The following is a 16,975-nucleotide window of genomic DNA, read 5'->3' as shown; positions in this document are numbered from 1 at the left end:
AAAAACGCGGGTTGCACGAAGGGCAAACGTGCGCCCGCCGCGCCGCCGGGCGCAGGCGGAACAGAGAGTGGGGGGAAGTGAAAACCGGGGGTTAGAGCGGGATCACCTCGAGGGAGACGACCTGCTGCTGCCAGAGTTCGACCTGCCTCTGACGAGCGGCGGAGAGTTTGCCGCTGGTGACCAGCAGCCAGTTGCGCTGGGGGAAAATCTCCGGCGCCAGGGCGGCGGGAGGCACCGGCAGGACGTCGATGCGATGGCCCTGGCCGGTGCGTTTGAGCGCTTCAAGCCAGATTTCGCAGGCGTCGGTCAGGTGCCAGCCGGTGATCAGAAAGTTGTCCCCGGGCGCCTTCTTGTCGCCTTCGAGGCAAAACGAGGTGTAGGCGATGATAATGCCGTCGAGGATTTCGCGCAGGGTCATGATGGCCGGCACGTTGGCGGAGACCTGGCTGCGCAGCGGACGCAGCACCTCGGTCACCAGCTCCTGGCGCGGATATTCGCGGCCGGCATCGTAGATCAGCTGGCGCAGGGACTCGATTTTTCCCTCTTTCAGCCGCTGCAGCATGGTCTCCTGCAGCGTCAGCCAGTTGTTGGTGCGCCGCGCGCCGGGGCGCGACAGCAGGGGCTTCACCTGGCTGACCGGCACCCCTTTTTTCACCCAGTCGAGGATTTTAAGCGCCTGCTGGACGTCGTCATCGCTGTACAGACGGTGTCCACCATCGGTGCGCAGCGGCTTGAGCAGGCCATAGCGGCGCTGCCAGGCGCGAAGCGTGGTCGCATTTATCCCGCAGAGTCGGGCAAATTCGCCGATGGAGTAAGGCATGGAGGCCACCTGTTAACAAAGAATATTCTCAATATACTACGAATCACGTCGGCTGGCGTGAAGTGTAGCGGCTTTGCACTACACTTTCCCCAACCGCGTAAATGAAAGGAGTTCTCATGAAGCTATGGCCTGTTGTCACTGGCGTCGCTATCGCGTTGACCCTGGTGGCCTGCAAATCGCCCACCCCGCCGAAGGGCGTTCAGCCGATTAGCGGGTTTGACGCCAGCCGTTACCTCGGGAAATGGTATGAGGTCGCCCGCCTGGAGAATCGCTTCGAGCGAGGCCTGGAGCAGGTGACCGCCACCTACGGCGCCCGCAGCGACGGGGGGATCAGCGTCGTCAATCGCGGTTATGACCCGGTCAAAAAACGCTGGAATGAGAGCGACGGGAAAGCCTATTTCACCGGCGCCCCCACCACCGCGGCGCTGAAGGTGTCGTTCTTCGGGCCATTCTACGGCGGCTATAACGTGATCCGTCTGGACGACGACTACCAGTATGCGCTGGTCAGCGGCCCCAACCGCGACTATCTGTGGATCCTGTCGCGTACCCCCACCATTCCGGCGGCGGTGAAGCAGGATTACCTGAATACCGCGCGCGAACTGGGCTTTGACGTCGATCGACTGGTGTGGATCCGCCAGACGCCGCGCTAGCCTCGCCCCTTAGCGGCTGAGCATGCCAGAGTAAACCGCATACAGCCCGGCCAGCGCCGCCACGTTCAGCGCCACGCTGATGAAAAACCACGTCCGGAAGGGCTGCTTTTGCGTTTTATGGCGAAAACACTGCTGGCCGAGGATCGCCCCCGGCCAGCCTCCCGCCAGGCCGAGCACCAGCAGCGTGGTTTCCGGTACCCGTCGCCAGGCTTTGCGCGCCGCCAGCTTGTCGGCACCATAGATAAGCCATGTCAGAAGGCTGCTCAGTAAAAACCACATCGCCAGCGGGTAGGGGAGCAGGGCGCTGCCCACAGCGGTGAGCAGCAGCAGGGAATAACATACCAGGTTCAGATTCATAGGGACGTTCACGCCGGCCAGAAGAGTGGCGCCACTATAGCCAATTTCCCGGACCGGCGTAAACGCGGTGGGCTAGCGGCCGCGCTTGTCCCGATGCCGGGACAGCCACATCAGCTTATACGCCGCCGGAATAATAAACAGCGACAGCAGCGGGGCGGTGATCATTCCGCCAATCATCGGCGCGGCGATGCGGCTCATCACCTCCGACCCGGCGCCGGTGCCCCACAAAATCGGCAGCAGGCCGGCGATAATCACCGCCACGGTCATCGCCTTCGGCCGCACGCGCAGTACTGCCCCCTGATACAGCGCCTCGTCGAGCTTCCCGGCGCTGAAGGTCTGCGGGTTCTCCAGCGCCGGCTCCGCCTCGATGGCGTGGCGCAGGTACATCAGCATCACCACGCCAAACTCCGCGGCCACCCCGGCCAGGGCGATAAAGCCGGTACCGGTGGCCACCGACAGATGGAAGCCCATCCAGTAGAGGAACCAGATCCCGCCCACAAGGGCGAACGGCACGCTGGCGATGATCAGCAGCGCCTCGCCGACGCGGCGGAACGCCAGGTACAGCAGCACAAAGATAATCATCAGCGTCATCGGCACCATCAGCTTCAGCTTCTGATTGGCGCGCTCCAGCAGCTCAAACTGCCCGGAATACGACACGCTGATGCCCGGCTTCAGCTTCACCTCCTTGCCGATGGCCTGCTGCAGATCGTGCACCACTGACACCATGTCGCGGTCGCGGGCGTCGATGTAGATCCAGCTGGTGGGGCGGGCGTTCTCGGTCTTCAGCATCGATGGCCCGCTGACCACCTTCACCTCGGCGACGTCGCCGAGGACGATCTGCTGCTTCAGCGGGGTGAGGATCGGCAGCTGGCGCAGGGTCTGCGGGCTGTCGCGGTAGCTCTGCGGATAGCGGATGTTGATCGGATAGCGCTCGACGCCCTCCACCGTTTCGCCGACCATCGCCCCGCCGATAGCGGACGAGACGAACAGCTGCACGTCGCCGACGGTCATCCCGTAGCGGGCCGCCTTCTCACGCTGAATATCAATGTCGAGGTAGCGCCCGCCCACCAGCCGCTCGGCTAACGCCGAGGTCACGCCCGGCACGCTGCGCGCCACTCCCTCAATTTGCCCGGCGATGGCGTCGATATCGGCCAGGTTAGTGCCGGAAACTTTAATGCCGATCGGGCTCTTGATGCCGGTGGAGAGCATGTCGATGCGGTTGCGGATCGGCGGCACCCACAGGTTCGCCAGCCCCGGCAGGCGCACGGTCTTGTCCAGTTCGTCGATGATCTTCTCCATGGTCATCCCCGGCCGCCATTGATCCTGCGGTTTGAGCTGAATGGTGGTCTCCACCATCTCCAGCGGCGCTGAGTCGGTAGCGGTGTCTGCTTTACCCGTTTTGCCGAACACCCGCGCCACCTCCGGCACCGTCATGATCAGCTTGTCGGTCTTCTGCAGCATATCCGCCGCCTGCGAGGCGGAGATCCCGGGCAGCGTTGACGGCATATACAGCAGATCGCCCTCGTTGATCTGCGGCAGAAACTCGCCGCCGACCCGGTTAAGCGGCCAGACAACCGTCAGGATCGACAGGAGCGCGATCAGCAGGGTGGTCTTCGGCCAGTGCAGGACCTTCAGCAGCAGCGGATGGTAAATGCGGATCAAAAAGCGGTTCAGCGGGTTGCTGCTCTCCGCCGGGATCCTGCCGCGGATCCAGAAGCCCATCAGGATCGGGATCACCATGATCGCCAGCAGCGCCGCTCCGGCCATCGACCAGGTTTTGGTGAAGGCCAGCGGGCCGAACAGTTTGCCCTCCTGGCCTTCGAGGGTGAAAATGGGGATAAACGACAGGGTGATGATCAGCAGGCTGATAAACAGCGCCGGGCCAACCTCCACCGAGGCATCGGTAATGATTTTCCAGCGCCTGTCGTTGCCGAGCTTCTCTCCCGGATGCTGATGCGTCCACTCCTCCAGCCGCTTGTGGGCGTTCTCAATCATCACGATGGCGGCATCGACCATCGCCCCCACCGCAATGGCGATCCCGCCCAGCGACATGATGTTGGCGTTGAGCCCCTGGAAATGCATCATGATAAAGGCGAAGCACAGGCCGAGCGGCAGGGAGATAATCGCCACCAGCGCCGAGCGCACGTGCCACAGGAACAGGGCGCAGACCAGGGCGACGACGATAAACTCTTCCAGCAGCTTGTGGCTGAGGTTATCGATGGCGCGGTCGATAAGCTGGCTGCGGTCGTAGGTGGTGACCACTTCAACCCCTTCCGGCAGGCTGCTTTGCAGCGACGCCAGTTTTTCTTTGACCGCCGAGATCGCTTCCCGGGCGTTCTTGCCGGAGCGCAGGATCACCACGCCGCCGGCCACTTCGCCTTCGCCGTTCAGTTCGGCAATGCCGCGGCGCATCTCCGGGCCGACCTGCACCCGCGCGACGTCGCCGAGATACACCGGCACGCCGTTATCGCCGGTTTTCAGTACAATGTTTTTGAAGTCGTCGAGGGTCTGCAGATAGCCGCTGGCGCGCACCATATATTCGGCTTCCGCCAGTTCGACCGAAGAGCCGCCCGCCTCCTGGTTAGAGGCGTCCAGCGCCGATTTCACCTCGCCGAGGCTGATGCCGTACTGGGTCAGCTTCATCGGGTCGACAACTATCTGGTACTCCTTGACCACGCCGCCCACCGACGCCACTTCCGAGACGTTAGGAATGGTTTTCAGCTCATATTTTAAGAACCAGTCCTGCAGGGAGCGCAGTTCGGCGAGATCGTGCTTGCCGCTGCGGTCGACCAGCGCGTACTCGAAGACCCAGCCGACGCCGGTGGCGTCCGGGCCCATTTCGGCGCTGACTCCGGCGGGCAGTTTGCCCTGCACCTGGTTGAGATACTCCAGCACCCGCGAGCGCGCCCAGTAAGGGTCGGTGCCGTCTTCAAAAATCACATACACATAAGAGTCGCCAAACTGCGAGAAGCCGCGCACCGTTCTGGCGCCGGGCACCGACAGCATGGTGGTGGTTAGCGGCCAGGTGACCTGGTTTTCGACAATCTGCGGCGCCTGCCCCGGATAGCTGGTTTTGACGATCACCTGTACGTCGGAGAGATCCGGCAGGGCGTCCACCGGGGTGTGGACGATGGTCCAGGTCCCCCAGAGGCTGAGAAACAGCGCGCCCATCATCACCAGGAAGCGGTTGGCCACCGAGCGGCGGATAATCCATTCAATCATTGTTCCGTTCCTCAGTGCGCGTGGGCGGCAGCGGCATCAGGGGCCTGCGCGCGCATGCGCTCCAGCGCGCCGGCGATATTGGCTTCCGAGTCGATCAGGAACAGGCCGCTGGCGACCACCTTCTCGCCCTCCTTCAGCCCGCTGCGAATGGCCGTGACGCCATTGGATTCATGGAAAACCTGGACCTGCTTCGGCACGAAGCGGCCCTCGTTATCCATGGTGATCACCCGCTGCTCGCTGCCGCTGTCGATCAGCGCTTTGGAGGGGATCAGCAGCATCGGTTCGCTGTCACTGGTCAGCTGCAGATAGGCGTTCATCCCCGGCTTCAGCGCTTCATCCGGGTTGTTCACCTGCAGGCGTAGCTGCAGGGTGCGGGTGGCGCTATCGACGCTGGGGAGAATCGTCCATTTGCTGATGCGGAAGGTTTTGTCAGGCCAGGCGGGAACCTGAATGCGGAACTGCGAGGCGTCTTTAATCAGCCAGGCGATGGACTCGGGGACCGCCGCGCTGACCCACACCGGGTCCATGCCCTGAATTTTCGCCACCACGTTATCTTTGGCGATGTTCATTCCGGCGCGCAGATCGAAGGCGGTGATCACCCCGTCGATGGGCGCCTTGAGGGTGAAGCGGGTCTGGATCTTGCGCGTGGCTTTCAGGCGGCGGATATCGTCGTCCGGCATTCCGGCGAGACGCAGCCGCTCGAGGATCCCCTCGACCTGGGTGGCGGTGCCGCCGGTCTCCTGCAATAGCAGGTATTCGCTCTGCGCTTCCACCCAGTCCGGGATGGTCAGTTCCAGCAGCGGCGTACCTTGTTGCACTTTGTCGCCGACGGTCAGGGGATAGACTTTATTGATAAAACCCGCCGCCCGCGCCTGCATAATCACGTACTGGTACTCGTTGTAGCTGATGTTGGCCGGGAAGGTCTGGGCGTAGCGCAGCGGCCCGCGGGTGACGGCGGCGGTTTTCACCCCGAGATTCTGGGTCTGCGTCGGGTCGATACGCACCCCCGGCGCACCGGCGGCGGCACTCTCTTCATCGGCGTATTTCGGCACCAGGTCCATATCCATAAACGGCGATTTACCCGGTTTATCAAAGCGAGTGTTCGGGTACATCGGGTCGTACCAGAACAGCACTTTTCGCTGCTGCTCGGCCGCCGGGGCGGCGGCGGCAGCGTCGAGGGGCGGCGCCATCCGGGTATACAGCGCTGCGGTGAGCGCGCCGCCGATCGCCATGCTGCCGAGGAGCAGCGCCGTGTTTTTCAGTGTCAGGGATGCCATGTGTCGTCCATTCAGTTGTTGAGGAGCCTACCGTCGCCGGGCCATTAGTGGGCGCGGATATCCTGTAACAGCGACAGATTGCCCTGCTGAACGAAGGTGAAGTCCACGCTGTCGCCGTCCTTCACATTGTTGAGCTGGGTCTGCGGGGTGATGGTGAAGCGCATGGTCATCGGCGGCCAGTTCACCGCCGGGATGGCTTCGTGGGCAATGGTGATTTTTTTGCTATCCATATCAATGGCTTTAATGACCCCTTTGCCGCTGATGCTTTGCGTTTGCGCGGCGGCGGGCTGTTCGTGCATCGCCATGCCGGCGTGCGGGTCGGCGGCCTGGGCGGCGAACACCGCGCCAGAAATCAGAGTGAACAGGGCGACTTTAGACAGTGAATTCATAATCAAGACTCCTCGGGTTATTCCATCCAGCCGCCGCCGAGGGCGGTGAACAGGGTGATTTCATTTGCCTGACGGGAATAGTTGAGTTCCAGCAGGGTTTGTCGGGTGGTGAAAATGTCGCGCTGGGCGCTCAGCACTTCGATGTAGCTGACCGCGCCGTGGCGATAGAGCGCGGTGGCGCGCTGCAGGGTGATATTTAGCGACGCGAGATAGCGCTCCTGTGCGGTAATTTGATCGGCCAGGCTTTGGCGCAGGGCCAGCGCGTCGGCCACTTCCTTAAAAGCGGACTGAATTTTTTGCTCGTAGTTGACCACCTGCTGCTGCTGGCGGATCTCCGCCAGATCGAGGTTGGCCTGATTGCGCCCGGCGTTGAAAATCGGAATGTCGATTTTGGGGATGAAGTTCCACATCGCGCTGCCGGCGTTAAACAGGCTGGCGAGCTCGCTGCTGCTGCCGGAGAGCGAGCTGGTCAGGGTGATCGACGGGAAGAAGGCCGCCCGCGCGGCGCCGATGTTGGCGTTGGCCGCCCGCAGGCTGTGTTCGGCCTCTAAAATATCCGGCCGCTGCAGCAGGATCGCTGAAGAGAGCGACGGCGGCAGGGTTACGCCTTGCAGGTCGACGGCGCTGCTGGCGCTATCGTCCGGCAGATGTTGATAACTACCGAGCAACAGTTGCAGAGCGTTATTAGCCTGCGCCAGCTGGCCCTGCCGCCTGGCGATCTCGGCGCGGGTGCTCTCGATCATCCCCCGCGCCTGCTCCAGCGCCAGGACGGTGGTGCTGCCGGTCAGCAGCTGTTTTTCAACGAACGCATAAGACTGCTGATAGTTTTGCAGGGTGTCGTTGGCCACCTGCAGCTGCGCTGCCGCCAGCCGCTGGTTGAAGTAGCTTTGTGAAACGTTAGCAATCAGCAGGATATGCACTGCGCGCCGTGCCTCTTCGCTGGCGAAGAAGTTCTCCCGGTCGGCCTCGCTGAGGTTTTTCAGCCGGCCAAAGAAGTCGAGGTCATAGTTGAGATTCAGCCCGACGGCGTAATCGCTGCTGGTGGTGGTGTCGCCTTTAAGCTTGCCGCCGTAGGTGGTGCTACCGTCACCGTTCAATTGCGGGTAGCGGTCGGCATCGGTCACCCGATACTGGGCGCGGGCTTCCTGCACTTTCAGCGTCGCCATCCGCAGATCGCGGTTGTTGGTCAGCGCGGTGCCTATCAGGCTTTTCACCTGCGGGTCGACGAAAAAGGTTCGCCAGCCGGTCTCCTGATAGCTCGCGGTAGCGGGAACCAGCTTGTTCTGGCTGAGAGAGAACTGCTGCGGTACCGGCGCGGCGGGGCGCTGGTAGTCGGGAGCGAGCGAGACACAGCCGGTTAAGGCGAGTATCACGCTGAGGGTAAGAAGCGTTATTGGGCGCATGGCGGCAGACGTTTTCGACGATTTATCCATGGCGGCTACTTTACGTAGCGGCCTCTGTTCAGGACGTGACAGGAAAATGACAAAGCTGTCATTTTCCTGATATTTCATTGCTATCCGGAGGCGCTCCTCTAAAATTGAATACCCGCACAGAACGCGCGTGAAGGAGCCGGCGGTGAAGATTTTGATTGTCGAAGATGAGAAGAAAACCGGGGAGTACCTGACCAAAGGGCTCACCGAGGCTGGCTTCGTCGTCGACCTGGCCGATAACGGCCTTAACGGCTATCACCTGGCGATGACCGGCGACTATGATCTGCTGATCCTCGACATCATGCTGCCGGACGTGAACGGCTGGGATATCGTGCGCATGCTGCGCACCGCCGGGAAAGGCATGCCGATCCTGCTGCTTACCGCGTTAGGCACCATTGAGCATCGGGTGAAGGGGCTGGAGCTGGGCGCCGACGACTATCTGGTGAAGCCGTTCGCCTTTGCGGAACTGCTGGCGCGGGTGCGGACGCTGCTGCGTCGCGGGGCGGCGGTCATTGTCGAAAGCCAGTTTCAGGCGGCGGATCTCAGCGTCGATCTGGTCAGCCGTAAGGTGACGCGCGGCGCCACCCGCATCACCCTGACCAGCAAGGAGTTCACTCTGCTGGAGTTCTTCCTGCGCCATCAGGGCGAGGTGCTGCCGCGTTCGCTGATTGCCTCGCAGGTGTGGGATATGAATTTCGACAGCGATACCAACGCGATAGATGTGGCGGTGAAGCGGCTGCGCGCCAAAATCGATAACGACTTCGAGCCGAAGCTGATCCAGACTGTGCGCGGCGTCGGCTATATGCTTGAGGTGCCGGATTGTCGCTAAGCGCCCCTTTTCCCTGGCTACCCGGCTGAGTTTCTTTATTAGCCTCGCCACCATCATCGCCTTCTTTGCCTTCACCTGGATCATGATCCATTCGGTGAAGGCGCATTTTGAAGAGCGCGACGTTCACGATCTCAGGCAGCTCAGCACCACCCTGGAGACGGTCCTCGACCACGCTGACTACCCGCAGGCGCGGCGGCTGGAGATCGTGAAGAATATCATTGCGGGCTACGCCAACGTCTTTATCTGCCTGGACGATGGACAGGGCAATATTCTGTTCCAGTCGCCCAACGGACCGGATCTCAGCCATATGCTGAGTACGCCAGGCCTGGCGATGCAGCTGCGCGACGGGAATGTGATTTCATGGACCGATCCGCAGCCGCGGGCAATGGCGCACGATAATCATCAAATGGAGACCCGTGCCTGGCGGCTGATCATGCTGCCGCTGGGCAAGCAGGCGGATGGCAAGCCGGCGTACCATCTGCTGATGGCCTTATCCATCGATTTTCACCTGCACTATATTAATGAGCTGAAAGCGAAGCTGATTTCCGCCGCGTCGATAATCAGCCTGCTGATTATCGCCATCGTGCTGTTTGTGGTCTATCAGGGGCATAAGCCTATCCGCCAGATCAGCCGGCAGATCCAGAATATTACCTCGCGGGATCTCGACGTGCGCCTCGACCCGCAGGCGGTGCCTATCGAACTGGAGCGGCTGGCGCTGTCCTTTAACCATATGCTGGAGCGAATGGAGGATGTCTTTACCCGCCAGTCGAACTTCTCCGCCGATATCGCCCATGAGATCCGCACGCCGATCACCAACCTGGTGACGCAAACCGAAATCGCCTTAAGCCAGAGCCGCAGCCAGCCGGAGCTGGAAGAGGTGCTCTACTCCAATCTTGAAGAGTTCTCGCGCATGTCGCGGATGGTCAGCGATATGCTGTTCCTCGCCCAGGCCGATAACAACCAGCTGATCCCCGAACAGCGGGAACTGGATCTGGCTGAGGAGGTGCATAAGGTGTTTGAGTTTTTCGAGGCGTGGGCGGAAGAGAAGGCGGTAGCGCTGCGCTTTGACGGCAGCCCCTGCCGGGTGACGGGCGATCCGTTGATGCTGCGGCGGGCGATCAGCAACTTGCTGTCGAACGCGATCCGCTACACCCCGGCTGGCCAGGCGGTGACGATCGCGCTGAGCGAAAGCGCGGAGACGATCCGCCTGGTGGTGGAGAACCCCGGTACGCCGATTGCCGCCGAACATCTGCCGCGGCTGTTTGACCGTTTCTATCGCGTCGACCCCTCGCGCCAGCGCAAAGGGGAGGGCAGCGGCATCGGCCTGGCGATTGTGAAATCCATCGTCAGCGCCCACCACGGCAGCGTGGCGGCGCAGTCCGATCTGCGCTCGACGCGGTTTATTGTAGTGCTGCCGAAACAGGCGCAATAACGGCTGATAGCCAGCGGGCAGCGCCAGGCGGCTGCCCGTAGTCGTACCGCGGCTTACTCTTCGAAGTACCAGTAGCCTTGATTAATCAGGCGCGTCAGTTCGCTCACAAACGCCGGGTTTTGCAGGCCGCTGCCGAGCTCCTCCTGGCCTAATGAGGTATAGCGGCATAATGCATCCAGCGCTTCGGCATCGGTGGTGTCCAGCTGTTCGCTATGCACGAAGAAGCTGTCGCCAATATGCAGAACGCGCAGGCCGCTCAGGCGAGAAAGTTTTTCGCCGCCCAGCAGCGCATCGACTACTTCCTCTTCTTCATACGGTGGTTCCGCCGGCGCAATATCCAGCTCGTGACGCGGGGTGGTGACGAAACTGCCGAACCACTGCTTGAAGTCTTCCGGCTGGCGAATCATGTCGATCATCATGCCGCGCAGACGTTCGAGTTCATACTCTTCAACCCGGCCCGGATGCTCGCGGCAGGTGAGGTCCGGATCGCTGTAGTGCTCGCCGCCGAGATCGTTCTCCAGCACATAGTCGGCGAAGCTGCTGATCAGGTCGCGCCCGTTTGGCCCGCGGAAACCCACGGAGTAGTTCAGCGCGGTTTCGTGGGTGATACCATCGTGCGGGAATCCCGGCGGAATATAGAGGATATCGCCCGGCTGCAGATTCTCATCAATAATCGGCGGGAACGGGTCGACGTGCAGCAGCGCGGGATGCGGGCAGAACTGACGCATCGGCAGCTTATCGCCCACGCGCCAGCGGCGGCTGCCCATGCCCTGAATAATAAAGACGTCATACTGATCGATATGGGGGCCGACGCCGCCGCCGGGGACGGAGAAGGAGATCATCAGGTCGTCCAGACGCCAGTCCGGCAGTACGCGGAACGGTCGCACCAGCTCGGCGGCCGGCATATGCCAGTGGTTTACCGCCTGGGCCAGCAGCGACCAGCCGGTCTCGCCCAGGCCATCGAAATGTTCAAAAGGTCCATTGCTGGCCTGCCATTTACCGTTGGCCAGACTGACCAGCCGGCTGTCGACTTCCGGCTCCATGGCTAACCCGGCCAGCTCGTCCGGGGTAATCGGGTCGACGAAGTCCGGAAACGCGTTTTTTAAAACCACCGGCTGCTTTTGCCAGTATTTCTCTAAAAACTCGGGCCAGTTAATGTTGAGTTGATAAGCCATCGATTATTACCAGTAAGAAGAAACGGGCCTGATTATAGAAACGGGGGCTGGGCGGGCGCTTTGTCGTGGGTCAAGAGTGGCGCTTAATTCACCATCGGCGCGATAATGGCGTTGGGTAAGAGAGAAAAACCACATTTTTGCCAAAAACCAATTTTCGCGTTAACTACGCTGCAGGCCGCATGAACACTGGGATGGCGGCTTTAATGGTAGGAAGAGGAATATGCGAAAAGTTCAAATAATGAGCGGTCGATAAGATTTTTCTATTTTAACCCTTGCTACTTCCGGCGAACTCCCTATAATGCGCTCCCACTGACACGGCAGATGTGAATCACTTCACACAAACAGCCGGTTCGGTTGAAGAGAAAAATCCTGAAAAACGGGTTGACTCTGAAAGAGGAAAGCGTAATATACGCCACCTCGCGACAGAGCGCTAAAGCGCGTCGCAACTGCTCTTTAACAATTTATCAGACAATCTGTGTGGGCACTCAAAGTGACATGGATTCTTAACGTCCTCGGACGAAAAATGAATACCAAGTCTCAAGAGTGAACACGTAATTCATTACGAAGTTTAATTCTTTGAGCATCAAACTTAAATTGAAGAGTTTGATCATGGCTCAGATTGAACGCTGGCGGCAGGCCTAACACATGCAAGTCGAGCGGTAGCACAGAGAGCTTGCTCTCGGGTGACGAGCGGCGGACGGGTGAGTAATGTCTGGGAAACTGCCTGATGGAGGGGGATAACTACTGGAAACGGTAGCTAATACCGCATAACGTCGCAAGACCAAAGTGGGGGACCTTCGGGCCTCATGCCATCAGATGTGCCCAGATGGGATTAGCTAGTAGGTGGGGTAACGGCTCACCTAGGCGACGATCCCTAGCTGGTCTGAGAGGATGACCAGCCACACTGGAACTGAGACACGGTCCAGACTCCTACGGGAGGCAGCAGTGGGGAATATTGCACAATGGGCGCAAGCCTGATGCAGCCATGCCGCGTGTGTGAAGAAGGCCTTCGGGTTGTAAAGCACTTTCAGCGGGGAGGAAGGCGATAAGGTTAATAACCTTGTTGATTGACGTTACCCGCAGAAGAAGCACCGGCTAACTCCGTGCCAGCAGCCGCGGTAATACGGAGGGTGCAAGCGTTAATCGGAATTACTGGGCGTAAAGCGCACGCAGGCGGTCTGTCAAGTCGGATGTGAAATCCCCGGGCTCAACCTGGGAACTGCATTCGAAACTGGCAGGCTAGAGTCTTGTAGAGGGGGGTAGAATTCCAGGTGTAGCGGTGAAATGCGTAGAGATCTGGAGGAATACCGGTGGCGAAGGCGGCCCCCTGGACAAAGACTGACGCTCAGGTGCGAAAGCGTGGGGAGCAAACAGGATTAGATACCCTGGTAGTCCACGCCGTAAACGATGTCGATTTGGAGGTTGTGCCCTTGAGGCGTGGCTTCCGGAGCTAACGCGTTAAATCGACCGCCTGGGGAGTACGGCCGCAAGGTTAAAACTCAAATGAATTGACGGGGGCCCGCACAAGCGGTGGAGCATGTGGTTTAATTCGATGCAACGCGAAGAACCTTACCTGGTCTTGACATCCACAGAACTTAGCAGAGATGCTTAGGTGCCTTCGGGAACTGTGAGACAGGTGCTGCATGGCTGTCGTCAGCTCGTGTTGTGAAATGTTGGGTTAAGTCCCGCAACGAGCGCAACCCTTATCCTTTGTTGCCAGCGGTTAGGCCGGGAACTCAAAGGAGACTGCCAGTGATAAACTGGAGGAAGGTGGGGATGACGTCAAGTCATCATGGCCCTTACGACCAGGGCTACACACGTGCTACAATGGCATATACAAAGAGAAGCGACCTCGCGAGAGCAAGCGGACCTCATAAAGTATGTCGTAGTCCGGATTGGAGTCTGCAACTCGACTCCATGAAGTCGGAATCGCTAGTAATCGTAGATCAGAATGCTACGGTGAATACGTTCCCGGGCCTTGTACACACCGCCCGTCACACCATGGGAGTGGGTTGCAAAAGAAGTAGGTAGCTTAACCTTCGGGAGGGCGCTTACCACTTTGTGATTCATGACTGGGGTGAAGTCGTAACAAGGTAACCGTAGGGGAACCTGCGGTTGGATCACCTCCTTACCTTAAAGAACCTGCCTTTGTAGTGCTCACACAGATTGTCTGATGAAAGTAGAGAAGCAAGGCGTCTTGCGATTGAGACTTCAGTGTCCCCTTCGTCTAGAGGCCCAGGACACCGCCCTTTCACGGCGGTAACAGGGGTTCGAATCCCCTAGGGGACGCCACTTGCTGGTTCGTGAGTGAAAGACGCGTGCCGATATATCTCAAAACTCATCTTCGGGTGACGTTTGAGATATTTGCTCTTTAAAAATCTGGATCAAGCTGAAAATTGAAACGACACACAGTTAATGTGTGTTCGAGTCTCTCAAATTTTCGCAATCTGAAGACATCTTCGGGTTGTGAGGTTAAGCGACTAAGCGTACACGGTGGATGCCCTGGCAGTCAGAGGCGATGAAGGACGTGCTAATCTGCGAAAAGCGTCGGTAAGGTGATATGAACCGTTATAACCGGCGATGTCCGAATGGGGAAACCCAGTGCAATTCGTTGCACTATCGTTAACTGAATACATAGGTTAACGAGGCGAACCGGGGGAACTGAAACATCTAAGTACCCCGAGGAAAAGAAATCAACCGAGATTCCCCCAGTAGCGGCGAGCGAACGGGGAGCAGCCCAGAGTCTGAATCAGCTTGTGTGTTAGTGGAACGGTCTGGAAAGTCCGACGGTACAGGGTGATAGTCCCGTACACCAAAATGCACAGGCTGTGAACTCGAAGAGTAGGGCGGGACACGTGGTATCCTGTCTGAATATGGGGGGACCATCCTCCAAGGCTAAATACTCCTGACTGACCGATAGTGAACCAGTACCGTGAGGGAAAGGCGAAAAGAACCCCGGCGAGGGGAGTGAAAAAGAACCTGAAACCGTGTACGTACAAGCAGTGGGAGCACCTTCGGGTGTGACTGCGTACCTTTTGTATAATGGGTCAGCGACTTATATTCTGTAGCAAGGTTAACCGTATAGGGGAGCCGCAGGGAAACCGAGTCTTAACTGGGCGTTAAGTTGCAGGGTATAGACCCGAAACCCGGTGATCTAGCCATGGGCAGGTTGAAGGTTGGGTAACACTAACTGGAGGACCGAACCGACTAATGTTGAAAAATTAGCGGATGACTTGTGGCTGGGGGTGAAAGGCCAATCAAACCGGGAGATAGCTGGTTCTCCCCGAAAGCTATTTAGGTAGCGCCTCGTGAACTCATCTTCGGGGGTAGAGCACTGTTTCGGCTAGGGGGTCATCCCGACTTACCAACCCGATGCAAACTACGAATACCGAAGAATGTTATCACGGGAGACACACGGCGGGTGCTAACGTCCGTCGTGAAGAGGGAAACAACCCAGACCGCCAGCTAAGGTCCCAAAGTCATGGTTAAGTGGGAAACGATGTGGGAAGGCACAGACAGCCAGGATGTTGGCTTAGAAGCAGCCATCATTTAAAGAAAGCGTAATAGCTCACTGGTCGAGTCGGCCTGCGCGGAAGATGTAACGGGGCTAAACCATGCACCGAAGCTGCGGCAGCGACACGATGTGTTGTTGGGTAGGGGAGCGTTCTGTAAGCCTGCGAAGGTGGCCTGTGAGGGTTGCTGGAGGTATCAGAAGTGCGAATGCTGACATAAGTAACGATAAAGCGGGTGAAAAGCCCGCTCGCCGGAAGACCAAGGGTTCCTGTCCAACGTTAATCGGGGCAGGGTGAGTCGACCCCTAAGGCGAGGCCGAAAGGCGTAGTCGATGGGAAACAGGTTAATATTCCTGTACTTGGTGTTACTGCGAAGGGGGGACGGAGAAGGCTATGTTAGCCGGGCGACGGTTGTCCCGGTTTAAGCATGTAGGCTGGTTATCCAGGCAAATCCGGATAATCAAGGCTGAGGTGTGATGACGAGGCACTACGGTGCTGAAGTAACAAATGCCCTGCTTCCAGGAAAAGCCTCTAAGCATCAGGTAACATCAAATCGTACCCCAAACCGACACAGGTGGTCAGGTAGAGAATACCAAGGCGCTTGAGAGAACTCGGGTGAAGGAACTAGGCAAAATGGTGCCGTAACTTCGGGAGAAGGCACGCTGGTGTGTAGGTGAAGTCCCTGCGGATGGAGCTGAGACCAGTCGAAGATACCAGCTGGCTGCAACTGTTTATTAAAAACACAGCACTGTGCAAACACGAAAGTGGACGTATACGGTGTGACGCCTGCCCGGTGCCGGAAGGTTAATTGATGGGGTTATCCGTAAGGAGAAGCTCTTGATCGAAGCCCCGGTAAACGGCGGCCGTAACTATAACGGTCCTAAGGTAGCGAAATTCCTTGTCGGGTAAGTTCCGACCTGCACGAATGGCGTAATGATGGCCAGGCTGTCTCCACCCGAGACTCAGTGAAATTGAACTCGCTGTGAAGATGCAGTGTACCCGCGGCAAGACGGAAAGACCCCGTGAACCTTTACTATAGCTTGACACTGAACATTGAGCCTTGATGTGTAGGATAGGTGGGAGGCTTTGAAGCGTGGACGCCAGTCTGCGTGGAGCCAACCTTGAAATACCACCCTTTAATGTTTGATGTTCTAACGTGGGCCCCTAATCGGGGTTGCGGACAGTGTCTGGTGGGTAGTTTGACTGGGGCGGTCTCCTCCCAAAGCGTAACGGAGGAGCACGAAGGTTAGCTAATCCTGGTCGGACATCAGGAGGTTAGTGCAATGGCATAAGCTAGCTTGACTGCGAGCGTGACGGCGCGAGCAGGTGCGAAAGCAGGTCATAGTGATCCGGTGGTTCTGAATGGAAGGGCCATCGCTCAACGGATAAAAGGTACTCCGGGGATAACAGGCTGATACCGCCCAAGAGTTCATATCGACGGCGGTGTTTGGCACCTCGATGTCGGCTCATCACATCCTGGGGCTGAAGTAGGTCCCAAGGGTATGGCTGTTCGCCATTTAAAGTGGTACGCGAGCTGGGTTTAGAACGTCGTGAGACAGTTCGGTCCCTATCTGCCGTGGGCGCTGGAGAATTGAGGGGGGCTGCTCCTAGTACGAGAGGACCGGAGTGGACGCATCACTGGTGTTCGGGTTGTCATGCCAATGGCACTGCCCGGTAGCTAAATGCGGAAGAGATAAGTGCTGAAAGCATCTAAGCACGAAACTTGCCCCGAGATGAGTTCTCCCTGAGACTATAAGTCTCCTGAAGGAACGTTGAAGACGACGACGTTGATAGGCCGGGTGTGTAAGCGCAGCGATGCGTTGAGCTAACCGGTACTAATGAACCGTGAGGCTTAACCTTACAACGCCGAAGATGTTTTGGC

10 protein-coding genes, 1 tRNA gene and 2 rRNA genes are annotated in these 16,975 nt (G+C 58.7%); 6 read left to right on the top strand and 7 right to left on the bottom strand.

The features are described 5' to 3' along the window. Window positions 1-91: 91 nt before the first annotated feature. Complete coding sequence (locus tag LGM20_RS22555; protein ID WP_002887258.1) at window positions 92-820, bottom strand: MerR family transcriptional regulator; 729 nt, start codon at window positions 818-820, stop codon at window positions 92-94. Window positions 821-936: 116 nt separating this feature from the next. Between LGM20_RS22555 and LGM20_RS22550 the strand changes: the two genes are divergently transcribed. Beyond that, a complete protein-coding gene (locus LGM20_RS22550) occupies window positions 937-1,470 on the top strand; it encodes a lipocalin family protein (RefSeq protein WP_002887259.1) in 534 nt (177 codons plus the stop codon). A 9-nt stretch (window positions 1,471-1,479) separates the two neighbouring features. Here the strand turns inward: LGM20_RS22550 and LGM20_RS22545 are convergent, their stop codons facing one another. The 5 genes from LGM20_RS22545 to LGM20_RS22525 form a co-directional block, all read right to left on the bottom strand. Then, window positions 1,480-1,827, bottom strand: coding sequence for a DUF1294 domain-containing protein (locus tag LGM20_RS22545; protein ID WP_032454727.1), 348 nt, complete (start codon window positions 1,825-1,827; stop codon window positions 1,480-1,482). Between the two features lie 72 nt (window positions 1,828-1,899). Continuing rightward, window positions 1,900-5,049 carry a CusA/CzcA family heavy metal efflux RND transporter gene (locus LGM20_RS22540; protein WP_044525259.1) on the bottom strand — a complete coding sequence of 1,050 codons (3,150 nt, stop codon included), beginning with the start codon at window positions 5,047-5,049 and terminating at the stop codon, window positions 1,900-1,902. Window positions 5,050-5,060: 11 nt separating this feature from the next. Continuing rightward, the gene (locus tag LGM20_RS22535) at window positions 5,061-6,326 is read right to left on the bottom strand and encodes an efflux RND transporter periplasmic adaptor subunit (protein WP_044525260.1); all 1,266 of its coding nucleotides are present in this window, start codon (window positions 6,324-6,326) and stop codon (window positions 5,061-5,063) included. A gap of 44 nt (window positions 6,327-6,370) precedes the next feature. Further along, window positions 6,371-6,715: a cation efflux system protein CusF gene (gene cusF / locus LGM20_RS22530; RefSeq protein WP_023291814.1), complete on the bottom strand. Its 345-nt coding sequence runs from the start codon at window positions 6,713-6,715 to the stop codon at window positions 6,371-6,373. A 17-nt stretch (window positions 6,716-6,732) separates the two neighbouring features. Further along, entirely contained in the window at window positions 6,733-8,118 is a 1,386-nt protein-coding gene (locus LGM20_RS22525; RefSeq protein ID WP_044525261.1) for an efflux transporter outer membrane subunit, read from the bottom strand. 172 nt (window positions 8,119-8,290) lie between these two features. Between LGM20_RS22525 and cusR the strand changes: the two genes are divergently transcribed. Together cusR and LGM20_RS22515 are read left to right on the top strand one after the other, a co-directional pair. Continuing rightward, window positions 8,291-8,974 (top strand): copper response regulator transcription factor CusR, encoded by a 684-nt coding sequence (gene cusR, locus LGM20_RS22520; RefSeq protein WP_044525262.1) that lies wholly within the window; start codon window positions 8,291-8,293, stop codon window positions 8,972-8,974. Beyond that, window positions 8,964-10,406: a Cu(+)/Ag(+) sensor histidine kinase gene (locus LGM20_RS22515; protein WP_023291816.1), complete on the top strand. Its 1,443-nt coding sequence runs from the start codon at window positions 8,964-8,966 to the stop codon at window positions 10,404-10,406. Before cusR ends, LGM20_RS22515 begins: the two co-directional genes overlap by 11 nt. Window positions 10,407-10,459: 53 nt before the next feature. Here the strand turns inward: LGM20_RS22515 and LGM20_RS22510 are convergent, their stop codons facing one another. After that, window positions 10,460-11,581, bottom strand: a complete 1,122-nt coding sequence (locus LGM20_RS22510; RefSeq protein ID WP_044525263.1) for a ribosomal protein uL16 3-hydroxylase — start codon at window positions 11,579-11,581, stop codon at window positions 10,460-10,462. Window positions 11,582-12,172: 591 nt separating this feature from the next. Between LGM20_RS22510 and LGM20_RS22505 the strand changes: the two genes are divergently transcribed. From LGM20_RS22505 to LGM20_RS22495, 3 genes are all read left to right on the top strand, one after another. Continuing rightward, window positions 12,173-13,712: ribosomal RNA gene (locus LGM20_RS22505) — 16S ribosomal RNA — on the top strand. 85 nt (window positions 13,713-13,797) lie between these two features. Continuing rightward, a tRNA-Glu gene (locus LGM20_RS22500) sits at window positions 13,798-13,873 on the top strand. Window positions 13,874-14,051: 178 nt separating this feature from the next. Next, window positions 14,052-16,953: ribosomal RNA gene (locus LGM20_RS22495) — 23S ribosomal RNA — on the top strand. The 16S and 23S rRNA genes sit together here with 1 tRNA gene alongside, the layout of an rRNA operon. Window positions 16,954-16,975: the final 22 nt, after the last annotated feature.

This window comes from Klebsiella quasipneumoniae subsp. quasipneumoniae (assembly GCF_020525925.1).
Classification (GTDB): domain Bacteria; phylum Pseudomonadota; class Gammaproteobacteria; order Enterobacterales; family Enterobacteriaceae; genus Klebsiella; species Klebsiella quasipneumoniae.
Note: the sequence above shows the minus strand (reverse complement) of the source record. Positions and strands in the feature narration are given on the sequence as shown.